Annotated in this window: 9 protein-coding genes and 2 tRNA genes; 6 read left to right on the top strand and 5 right to left on the bottom strand. The window is 48.7% G+C overall.

The features are described from left to right. The coding region (locus QVO39_RS04855; protein WP_288171777.1) for an ABC-F family ATP-binding cassette domain-containing protein at positions 1 to 1,315 on the top strand (1,315 nt) is incomplete at its 5' end. Positions 1,316 to 1,444: 129 nt separating this feature from the next. On the opposite strand, the gene QVO39_RS04850 is transcribed toward QVO39_RS04855, so the two are convergent. Then, the gene (locus tag QVO39_RS04850; protein WP_021903243.1) at positions 1,445 to 2,803 is read right to left on the bottom strand and encodes a mechanosensitive ion channel family protein; all 1,359 of its coding nucleotides are present in this window, start codon (positions 2,801 to 2,803) and stop codon (positions 1,445 to 1,447) included. Beyond that, the gene (locus tag QVO39_RS04845) at positions 2,800 to 3,615 is read right to left on the bottom strand and encodes a hypothetical protein (RefSeq protein ID WP_021903242.1); all 816 of its coding nucleotides are present in this window, start codon (positions 3,613 to 3,615) and stop codon (positions 2,800 to 2,802) included. Before QVO39_RS04845 ends, QVO39_RS04850 begins: the two co-directional genes overlap by 4 nt. A 635-nt stretch (positions 3,616 to 4,250) precedes the next feature. Here QVO39_RS04845 and QVO39_RS04840 point away from each other — a divergent pair. From QVO39_RS04840 to groL, 5 genes are all read left to right on the top strand, one after another. Then, a complete protein-coding gene (locus QVO39_RS04840) occupies positions 4,251 to 6,851 on the top strand; it encodes a TonB-dependent receptor (RefSeq protein WP_021903241.1) in 2,601 nt (866 codons plus the stop codon). A gap of 152 nt (positions 6,852 to 7,003) precedes the next feature. Then, positions 7,004 to 7,077, top strand: a tRNA-Asn gene (locus tag QVO39_RS04835). Positions 7,078 to 7,122: 45 nt separating this feature from the next. Next, positions 7,123 to 7,196, top strand: a tRNA-Asn gene (locus tag QVO39_RS04830). Positions 7,197 to 7,383: 187 nt separating this feature from the next. Beyond that, complete coding sequence (locus QVO39_RS04825) at positions 7,384 to 7,659, top strand: co-chaperone GroES (RefSeq protein WP_018029242.1); 276 nt, start codon at positions 7,384 to 7,386, stop codon at positions 7,657 to 7,659. Between the two features lie 33 nt (positions 7,660 to 7,692). Then, complete coding sequence (gene groL / locus QVO39_RS04820; RefSeq protein ID WP_018029241.1) at positions 7,693 to 9,318, top strand: chaperonin GroEL; 1,626 nt, start codon at positions 7,693 to 7,695, stop codon at positions 9,316 to 9,318. 127 nt (positions 9,319 to 9,445) lie between these two features. Here the strand turns inward: groL and QVO39_RS04815 are convergent, their stop codons facing one another. The 3 genes from QVO39_RS04815 to QVO39_RS04805 form a co-directional block, all read right to left on the bottom strand. Then, entirely contained in the window at positions 9,446 to 9,910 is a 465-nt protein-coding gene (locus QVO39_RS04815) for a hypothetical protein (RefSeq protein WP_021903240.1), read from the bottom strand. A 29-nt stretch (positions 9,911 to 9,939) separates the two neighbouring features. Next, positions 9,940 to 10,368, bottom strand: coding sequence for a hypothetical protein (locus QVO39_RS04810; RefSeq protein WP_021903239.1), 429 nt, complete (start codon positions 10,366 to 10,368; stop codon positions 9,940 to 9,942). Positions 10,369 to 10,388: 20 nt separating this feature from the next. Then, positions 10,389 to 10,724, bottom strand: a 336-nt coding sequence (locus tag QVO39_RS04805) for an orotate phosphoribosyltransferase (protein WP_288171776.1), incomplete at its 5' end; no start/stop codon positions are given.

Genomic DNA, 10,724 nt, shown 5'->3' with positions numbered 1-10,724 from the left:
TAGCACCGTGGAGTGGCTGGAGCAGTACCTAGCCACCTCCAATGCAGCACTCTTGATGGTGACACACGACCGCTACTTCCTCGATCAGGTATGCGACACCATCATAGAGATGGATGGCGGGCAAATCTATAGCTACGAAGGAAACTACACCCTCTACCTACAGAAGCGAGCAGAGCGACTAGAGCAACTAGAGAGCGAACAAGCCACTCTACGCAATCGCTACCGTACCGAGCTAGAGTGGATGCGACGAATGCCTCAAGCCCGAGGGACAAAGGCAAAGTATCGCAAAGATGCTTTCCACGAACTCAAAGGGCAACTCACCCATATTCAGCACCACCAAGGGCCTCAGCTCGATAACCAATCGGTCTATATTGGAAAGAAGATATTTGAGGCAGAGCACATCAGCAAAAGCTACGGTGAGCGTCCTATTATCAAGGACTTCTCCTACAACTTCGCCCGCCGTGATCGTGTAGGTGTTATCGGTCCAAATGGGGCAGGCAAGACCACCTTGATACGACTGATTATGCAAGAGATTGAACCGACCTCAGGCACTATAGAGGTAGGTGAAACGGTTCGCTTTGGCTATTTCTCTCAGATTCCTCCCACCTTTCCCGAAGGCAAGAAGGTGATAGAGGTAGTCACTGATATTGCGGAGCACGTAGTGGGTAGAAGCGGAGCCGAGCATACCGCTATGCAACTCTTGAATCGCTTCTTATTTCCACCAAAGCGACAGCAAGACTATGTCTCGCTCCTTAGTGGAGGCGAACGGCGAAGGCTTCAACTCTGCACCGTGCTGATGCAGCATCCCAACTTTCTAGTCCTCGATGAGCCAACTAACGACCTTGATATCCCCACTCTACAAGTGCTGGAAGAGTACCTAGTTCAGTTTGATGGTTGCCTACTCGTAGTCTCCCACGACCGCTACTTTATGGATCGTATCACGGAGCACCTCTTTGTACTAGAGGGCGATGGCACGGTTAGGGACTTCCCTGGCAATTACACCGATTATCGCCTTCAGAAAAAGGAAAGCCCCAAGGTAGAAAGCTCCACAAAGCAAGAAAAGGAGCCGGCCACTAAGCGACCACCGAGAGAGAAAAAGGCGAAGCTCTCCTACAAGGAGCAACGAGAGCTGGAGCAGCTGACTGAGCAACTCCCGCTACTCGAAAAGCAACTTCAAGAGATCGAGACTACTATGAATAGCGGCACCGCCACTCCACAAGAGTTAGTAGAGCTGGCCGAGCAATACAGCACCACTAAAGAGACCCTCGACTCTGCCGAACTGCGATGGCTTGAACTCTCTGAGATCGAAGGGTAAATATAGCCATTCACCCCACCCTCCATACACATATCAACAGGTCAGCAACGCAATAGTTAAGTTAATATGAGTGCAGTCCGCCAGCAATTGCTAGGTGGACTGCACTCATATTATATAAGGAGTGATTAGTTACCCCTTAGTCATCTCCTTAGGAGTACCCGTAGTATTCTCAAGCAATGCAGAGACATTGCGTCCATTGATCTCCTGGAATACCGAGAGTTCAAAGACATTAATCACCGCTAGAAGGTGGTCAAAGATATCACTTTGGATACCCTCATACTCTACCCACGCAGTAGTGTTGGTAAAGAAGTAAAGCTCCAAAGGCAATCCTTGGGCCGTAGGTTGCTGCTGACGCACCATACAGGTAAACGTCTTATGCACCTTGGCATGATTCTTCAGATAAAGCTCAATGTATCTACGGTAAAGACCCACATTAGTAAGCGAACGACGATCATACGAGTTTTCAAGTCCCTTAGCTTTATTATCTGCTGTAATCTCAGCCAACGCCGTTTCAATATAGTCGTTAAGCAGTGGTGAAGTACGTAGCTTTTCTATAAGTCGGTCACTCGCATACTTGATGCTCTGCATATCTACATAGATAGAGCGCTTCACACGCCTACCGCCAGCCTCCTGCATAGGTCGCCAATTTTGCACTGCCTCAGTAAGCATACTATAGGGTGGTACGGTGGAGACCGTCATATCAAAGTTTCGCACCTTGATCGTAGCTAGTGAAATGTCTATTACATCGCCATCTACCCCAAACTTAGGCACCGTGATCCAATCTCCCACACGAATCATATCATTGCTAGAGAGCTGAATACTTGCCACAAAGCCTAGAATAGTATCCTTGAAGACCAACATCAGTACAGCAGAAAGAGCAGTAAGACCGGCACCAATCGCCGTCATATCAATCTTAAAGAGCACTGAGATGATCAGCAATATAGCGATAAAGTAGACGATGCCCTTAAAGACCTGAAAGAGGTTAATAAAGGGACTATTGCCATACTTTGGTGACTGAATCATGCTGCGACGACCAGCGTCCAAAAGCTGGGCTATCAGCTGAGCCACCATCCAAGTCACTGCTACACTACAGAGAGCCTTCAGAATATTGTACCATACAGAAGGCTCCTGCCACACCACTACTAGCAAGCTAGAAAGGATAGAGATGGAGACAATCGATATCAGCTTCTGAATAATCTTGGTATTAATAGTGCGCTCCCCTTTGAGGAAAGAAACGCGCTCCATCAATCGGGGAACGGTGCGAACAAAAAGCAAACTAAGTAAGAACCACAGCAGGACTACAAAACCAAGGACAATCCCTAGGCTTAGGAGGTCGTGCATAAAGGTACCATCCTCCAACCCTGGATTAATGGCATTCACAATCTTATCTAGTAGCACCCGCACATCATTCATCGGGTACAGCTTCTCTACTATCGCCTCATCAATTGTTTCTGGGTGCGTCAGCATCGTTTCAGTTGTTTCGGTCATAACTTCTTATATCTTATTTCAAATTCTCTACTGCTATTGGTAGTAATATCATCTTTCAAAATAGTATCCTCTATCAGCATTTGGATAGGCCGGTCAAAGCTATCCAGCAGATAGGAGATATGTGACTGCCTATGATAGTTTGGCCCAGATACCGACATTGTACGGAGGAAGTGTCGGCTTCGTGTTCCCATTACATAGTTACACATCATCTCCTCACCAAACCCCTTCACAAAGAGGTTGATATCAGGGAATAGGTAGTTCTCCTTATCTCTATAATAGGTCATCTTTTCACGTGTTTCCCCACCATAGGAGATCCCATCAAGGTTGCCCTCACTCCAATACATCTTAGTAGCAGCATCTCCCGAGGTAAGCTGCGACAGCTCAGCTCCATTGATAGTAGCATCCCATCGCTCCTCCTTACCATTCTTAGAGCGTCGTACTATAGAGGTTACCACATCATAGCTATTAAGGAAGATCGAGACGATCTCCTCTGGATACTCATTATCATTGAGATAGCGACAGACCTCCACATAATCCTCCAAGAATTCAAAAGTTAGGTGATTCTCCGAAAAGATAGCTCCATACTTATCTAGTGACTGTTGAGTAGCTATTTTGCATCGTTCCTCATCATCCCAGTCAAAGAGCCACCGCTCCGACTTCATCCCGTCAGTAATCACAAGTACCTGATCAATAAGAGGGGAGTAATTGCCCTTCAAAGCTTGGTATTTACGGAGATACTGTCGGGCCAAGTAGGTCCCTAGAGCGACACCCGCTCCTACGCCTAGTAGTTTTGCTACATTTATCTTGCCCATAATTATTATTTACCTATATATAAGTCATTCTCAATTACGTATAGCAAATATACAAAATTAATAGTAATTGCCTTTCACAGAACAATAAATACCTCAGGGTTACGTAATAGGAAGTTCACGCTATATGTTTTTTAGCGGGGAGTCTATGAGTAAGGACCTCGGCAGAGATCCGTGCTAAATAGGCACAGGTCATTCGGGGTTTTGCCCCTCCGACGCGTGCCTTTTTAAGAGGGAACTCTCCGAGGTCCTTACTCCATTATCCTTAACAGTTTGAATATCATCATTCGTGCAACAGGCTCTAAGTGGCCAAAAGTTTAGTTGCAACTAAGCAATTGCTTTGTTGCAACTCGGCATTTGCTTAGTTGCAACTCGCCGATCGCTTAGTTGCAACTCAGTTTTCGCTTTTATATAGTATTGAATATCAGCTTATTATAAATGGGCTTTTTAGCCATTACTTTCTCCTATTTTATAGGGTCATTAACTTATGAATATACTCCTAATGCGTAACCCCTGATAAATACCTAAAAGTAGTGGCTCAAATCTTAGAGTTATCTAGTAGATTTGTAGCATTAATTTTTTTTGTGCATCGGAAGTTAGCTAGCCGATGCACCATAACTAATGATACTTAAAACCAGATGAGAAAAGTAAAGCTTATTAGTCCAGTATGGTGGCTCTCTATGATCGCCACCCTACTGCTAATATCCCCTGCCATTGCAGCTGAACCAGAGAGCAACCAGCAATCCACCGATGCCAATATCATAGGCCACGTACTTGATAAAAAGAGCCGTGAGCACCTCATCGGCATCATCATCAAAATAAAGCATAGCCCTTATGGTGCCACCACCGATGCGTCGGGGCACTACTTCCTTCGCAACCTCAAGCCCAACACCTACACTATAGAGGTATCAGGCGTTGGGTATAAGAGCGAGCAACGGACAGTAAAGGTAGCTCCCGGAAAGACACTTGAGGTGAACTTTGAGCTAGAGGAAGATGTCTTTGACCTCAACGAGGTAGTCGTCACCTCCAATCGTCAGCAGACCCTTCGCCGCTACGCCCCCACACTGGTCAGCGTGATTGATGACAAAGTCTTCAAAGTGGCAAATGCGGTGAGCCTATCACAAGGGCTCACCTTCCAACCAGGCATTAGGGTGGAGAACAATTGTCAGAATTGTGGCTTCAGCCAAGTGCGCATCAATGGTCTTGACGGACGCTTCTCCCAGATACTGATTGATAGCCGCCCAGTCTTCAGTGCACTCGCTGGAGTCTACGGACTGGAGCAATTACCAATGAATATGATAGAGCGCGTAGAGGTAGTCAGAGGTGGTGGCTCCGCACTATACGGCTCGAGCGCCATCGCAGGAGTGATCAATATCATCACTCAGGCACCTGTAGCCAATAGCTATAGCTTCTTCAATAATCTCACCCTCACAGGGATGAAAGATCCCGACCACACTCTAGGCTTCAATGCCTCTATTGTAGGTGCCGACGGACGTATCGGTGCAGTGGTCTTCGGACAAGCTAGAGACCGCAAGCCGTGGGATAAAGATGGAGATGGCTTTAGTGAATTAGGTAAACTTCGCTCACGCTCCCTCGGCACCGTCGGACATATTCGGTTCTCAGAGTTTGATAAGATGAGTGCCGAGATCCATGCGCTACAGGAATACCGTAGGGGTGGCGACCGAATGGACCTCCCCGTTCACGCTGCAGCTGTGGCAGAGCAGACCGACCATACCATTTATAGCGGACAGCTCAAGTACAGTCATCAATCGTTTGACCTCCGTCACCACCTTCAGCTATTCGTGTCGGGTCAGGTCGTAAGACGCCAGAGCTACTACGGTGGTATCGGTGAAGAGAATGTAGGGAAGCTTGGCTTCATTCCCAAAGAAGAATTTGGCGACAACTTCGGGAACACCCATGGAGATACCTATTTAGCCGGGCTACAATACAATTACGATTGGGACCACTTCCCCATCGCCCCCGCTAAAATCCTACTCGGTGCAGAATACGCCTATGACCACCTCAAGGATACGATGCCGATTCGCTCCTGGGAGCTTGATAACACAGGCAATGCCTCTCTCTACCCAACTGTAGAGCAAAAGATCCACAACTGGAGCCAAATAGCACAGCTGGAGTGGGGCAATGAGGCGTGGAGCGTGCTGCTAGGTGCCAGACTAGATGAGCACTCTGCCGTACGCAATAGCAAGGGAGCGATCAAGCCGATCCTCAGCCCACGTGCCACCCTTCGCTACAATCCTTCCGATCAAGTCAATCTTCGACTGAGCTACGCCCAAGGATTCCGTGCCCCTCAGCTCTTCGATGAAGATCTGCATGTAAGCATCGTGGGTGGAGAGTCGCAAAGGGTATTTAATAACCCCGAGCTCAACCCAGAGTACAGCCATAGTCTTAGCCTGAGTGCCGACACCTATTTTAGCCTAGGGTCAGCCCAAGCCAACCTGTTGGTAGAGGGCTTCTATACCCGTCTGGTAGGTACTTTTACAACTGAAGAGCGATCGGACCAATCCAAAGATGGGTTCAAGATGTACGAGCGCATCAATGGTTCGGATGCTCAGGTATACGGCACCAACCTTGAGGGAAAAATCAAGTGGAAAAAGCTCAGCCTACAAGCTGGCATCACACTAGCAAAGAGCCAGTGGGACGAAGCTCAGGAATGGGGCATCCGCACCGCCCTACTCGGTGAGACAGCGGAGACTGCCAAAGAGATCAACACTTTAGAGGATCATGGACCAAGTGCCCTTACTGGATTCAATCCGAATGGAGACAAGATAGGACTCAATAGCAAGGAGATGCTACGCACGCCCAATATCTACGGCTACTTCACAGCTACCTACAGCCCCATCTCCAATCTAAACATCTCCTGCACCCTCAATTATACTGGGCAGATGTACACCCCACACGTTGTCACTGTAGGGCAGCAAGCAGCTATCATTGACCGTGCACTAGTAGCCGCTGGCAAGCGTCCCGACACCTCAAAGATAGAGCAGGCACCACGATGGGATCGCCTAGAGCATACCCCACGCTTCTTCGACCTTGGCACAAAGATCAGTTACGACTTCCCTATCTTCAATACCTCTTGCATTGAGGTCTATGTAGGGATGAACAACATTCTGAATGCCTTCCAAAGCGACTTCGACCTAGGGGGCAATCGCGATAGTGCCTACATATATGGCCCTACCCTTCCAAGGTCCATCTACACAGGTCTCAAGATAGAGATCTAAAAAAAGGAGTAACGCCACCAGCACTACCCTAACCCCATATCTGCCGAATTAATCTCTCCTCATAGATTTTTTCAAGCAAAGGGTTTGTAGGTTTCAAATTTTGTGGTATCTTTGCCACACGAAACTAACGAAGGGTAGTTCGGGCGTGAAATTCTTCCATAGCTCAGTTGGTTAGAGCATCTGACTGTTAATCAGAGGGTCCTTGGTTCAAGTCCAAGTGGAAGAGCATCTTTTATTAGGAAGAAAGGGGTGAGAAAGAGCGTTTTTTGATTCTTCCATAGCTCAGTTGGTTAGAGCATCTGACTGTTAATCAGAGGGTCCTTGGTTCAAGTCCAAGTGGAAGAGCAAGAGAGGTGACTAAGTGCAGCGACACTTTGTCACCTCTTTCTTTTTACCCTAAGCCAACTACTGACAGACCACTACCGAATTTGTCACCCAGTGGCAGCAGAATGACATTGGCACGCTTATTTCATAATACCTAATACTGAATGAAGACAATTGAATGTATAACTTATAAACTTAAGTAGTAGATATGACTATCAAACCATTGGCAGATAGGGTACTTGTGGTACCTGCTGAGGCAGAAGAGAAGACAGCAAGTGGGATTATCATCCCCGATACAGCGAAGGAGAAACCTCTACAGGGTGTCGTAAAGGCAACTGGCGAGGGGACGAAGGATGAGAAGATGCTCCTCAAGGAGGGCGACCGTGTACTCTACGGTAAGTATGCCGGCACTGAGCTAGAGCTAGAGGGTACTAAGTACATCATGATGCGCCAGAGCGACGTACTTGCAGTGATAGAGAAGTAATTTCAATGAATCTATAAAACAACAGAAAGATATATGGCTAAGCAAATAAAGTTTGAGACCGAAGCTAGAGACCTGCTCAAGAGCGGTGTTGACCAGCTAGCAAATGCAGTAAAAGTAACCCTTGGCCCAAAGGGTCGTAACGTGATCATCGACAAGAAGTTCGGTGCCCCTCATATCACCAAGGATGGTGTCTCTGTAGCTCGTGAGATAGAGCTCGAGGATCCATTTGAGAATATGGGTGCCCAGCTGGTAAAGGAAGTGGCCAGCAAGACCAATGACGATGCCGGTGATGGTACCACCACAGCCACCGTATTGGCACAGAGCATCGTAAATGTAGGGATCAAGAACCTCGCTGCCGGTGCTAGCCCAATGGAGCTAAAGCGTGGTATCGACAAAGCGGTTGCTACCGTAGTTGCTTCTCTCCGTGAGCAGAGCAAGGAGATAGGTGACGACCTAGCCAAGATCGAGCACGTAGCTAAGATCTCAGCCAATGGCGATGAGACCATCGGTAAGCTGATTGCCGAGGCGATGGAAAAGGTAAAGAAAGAGGGCGTTATCACCGTAGAGGAGGCAAAGGGCATGGAGACTACTGTAGAGGTAGTTGAGGGTATGCAGTTCGATAAGGGCTACATCTCACCTTACTTCGCCACCAATACCGAGAAGATGCTTGTGGAGTTTGAGAATCCCTACATCCTTATTTACGATAAGAAGATCAGCACCCTCAAGGAGATTCTACATATCCTAGAGGAGGTAGTGCAGACTGGTCGTGGCCTACTGCTCATCGCAGAGGATATCGAGAGCGAGGCACTCGCTACACTAGTAGTTAACCGCCTACGTGGTTCACTCAAGGTAGCTGCTGTCAAGGCTCCTGGCTTTGGCGATCGTCGTAAGGCGATGCTCGAGGATATTGCTATCCTTACTGGCGGTACCGTTATCTCCGAGGAGACTGGCCTCAGCCTAGAGGCTGCTACCATGGAGATGCTTGGTTCGGCTGAGAAGGTAACCATTGATAAGGATCACACTACCATCGTGAATGGCGGTGGTGCCAAGGAGAATATCGAGGCACGTGTACAGGTGATCAAGAACCAAATCGAGGCTTCCACCTCCGACTACGACAAGGAGAAGCTACAGGAGCGTCTGGCTAAGCTAGCCGGCGGTGTAGCTGTCCTCTATGTAGGTGCACCTAGCGAGGTAGAGATGAAGGAGAAGAAGGACCGCGTAGAGGATGCTCTCAGTGCTACCCGTGCAGCTATCGAAGAGGGTACCGTACCTGGTGGTGGCGTTGCATATATCCGTGCTACCAAGGCTCTTGAGGGGCTGAAGGGCGAGACCGATGATGAGCAGACTGGTATTGATATCATCCGTCGTGCCATCGAGGAGCCACTTCGTCAGATCCTAGCCAATGCTGGCAAGGAGGGCGCCGTAGTGGTACAGAAGCTCAAGGATGGCGAAGGCGACTTTGGCTACAATGCTCGCACCGACAAGTACGAGCATCTCACCGAGACTGGCGTCATCGACCCAACCAAGGTGGCTCGTGTAGCCCTTGAGAATGCAGCTAGCATCGCAGGTATGTTCTTAACTACAGAGTGTGTCATCACCGACCTCCCTGAGAAGAACGCCCCAGCAATGCCAACCCCCGACATGGGCGGCATGATGTAAGCTGAAACCCAAATACAACCAAAGAGAGCTAGACAGACAATCGTCTGCCTAGCTCTCTTTTTTTATAGTAGCATCGCTTCCCCCGCCCGACTTGTCCGACCCGTCCGATTAGGCACCAGGCGTGCAATCATTCAATCCACAACTGCGAACCTCTGCGATAGGCACGATACTCCAGGAGCGGATAGCTCCCCGGTCCAGCAACAGGGTGTGCCAATCCTAGTGCCAAGTCATAGACCGTATGGCACTCCGCACACTCCGCTATCACCACCCCCTTTGCACTATTCAGCGATGGCACCACAGCCGCCTCCGTTGGCCAGCAATAGGGGCAAGCAAGGTCATAGGCAGCATACTGCTCCCCCACCCCATGCACCACCACTACTCCCATATAGCCTAGTCGCTCTCCATGGTAGAGAGGTCGCTCATAGAGCATATAGCTATAAGGCTCTAGCAGGACTCGCCCTTCATGGTCAAGCGACACCCTCAGGGCAATAGGCAGACGACGAAGCGGATGCTCCACCTCTAGCTCCACCCCCTGCTCCCCACACGAGAAAAGGGCAAAGAGCAATACGAAGAGCGACACCCATCTTCGCATCACCGACCTCCCCACTGCTTCAGTAGTGATTAAAGACCAATCTTAGAGAAGTCCACCATCTCCAAGAGATCTGCCACCTTTTCAAGTCCCTTAGTGATCTTACCCTTCACCATACCACCAAGGAATGGAGGGATTGACACTTCTACTTGTATCTGTGCCAAGGTCTTATCTGCACCCTCTTCAGAGAGATTAAGCTGTAGAGCAAGTGGCACTGGAGACTTAAAGGATTCATACTTCACTAGATTGGGTGCTACCTCTTCTATCTTCTTAAGCCCTATCTGACCCAGTGCAGGGGCAAAGAAAGTGACCTGTTCATCACTGATCTCAATCTTATACTCAGCCACCTTGTCCCCTGCCTTATCAATAATGGGCTGTAAGTTAGTTGGCTTAGACACCAAACCGTAGAGGGTCTGGATATCTTTTTTTATCTCAATCGGTCTACTGGTATATACATTCATACTATAATACTATTACTTAATTACTTACCCCAATTGGCAGGGTCCTTACGCCACTCCCGCAGCATCTCCAAATCATCGTGCGAGATATAGTGGCTCGCCACTGCCTCCTCAATCACTGCGTCGTAACAACTGAGGGTCCGTAGCGTCACACCCGCCTCCTCAAAAGCCTCCTCGGCCTTCTGCAGACCATGCGTGTAGATCGCCACCATGCCCAGCACCTCGCAACCAAACTCACGGAGAGCCTCCACTGCCTTAAGGCTACTGCCCCCAGTGCTCACTAAGTCCTCAACCACTACCACCTTATCAGTAGGGAGAATACGACCCTCAATCTGATTGCTCATACCATGGTCCTTCGC

Origin of the sequence: Porphyromonas sp. CAG:1061, assembly GCF_000435035.1 — a bacterium.
Classification (GTDB): Bacteria; Bacteroidota; Bacteroidia; order Bacteroidales; family Porphyromonadaceae; genus Porphyromonas_A; species Porphyromonas_A somerae.
This window is presented reverse-complemented; position numbering and strand designations above follow the sequence as displayed.

What these genes read in the sequence shown, in the direction of transcription:
- QVO39_RS04850 (WP_021903243.1), bottom strand. Translation starts at nt 2,803, where the DNA reads ATGACCGAAACAACTGAAACGATGCTGACGCACCCAGAAACAATTGAT.
- QVO39_RS04845 (WP_021903242.1), bottom strand. Translation starts at nt 3,615, where the DNA reads ATGGGCAAGATAAATGTAGCAAAACTACTAGGCGTAGGAGCGGGTGTC.
- QVO39_RS04840 (WP_021903241.1), top strand. Translation starts at nt 4,251, where the DNA reads ATGAGAAAAGTAAAGCTTATTAGTCCAGTATGGTGGCTCTCTATGATC.
- QVO39_RS04825 (WP_018029242.1), top strand. Translation starts at nt 7,384, where the DNA reads ATGACTATCAAACCATTGGCAGATAGGGTACTTGTGGTACCTGCTGAG.
- groL (WP_018029241.1), top strand. Translation starts at nt 7,693, where the DNA reads ATGGCTAAGCAAATAAAGTTTGAGACCGAAGCTAGAGACCTGCTCAAG.
- QVO39_RS04815 (WP_021903240.1), bottom strand. Translation starts at nt 9,910, where the DNA reads ATGCGAAGATGGGTGTCGCTCTTCGTATTGCTCTTTGCCCTTTTCTCG.
- QVO39_RS04810 (WP_021903239.1), bottom strand. Translation starts at nt 10,368, where the DNA reads ATGAATGTATATACCAGTAGACCGATTGAGATAAAAAAAGATATCCAG.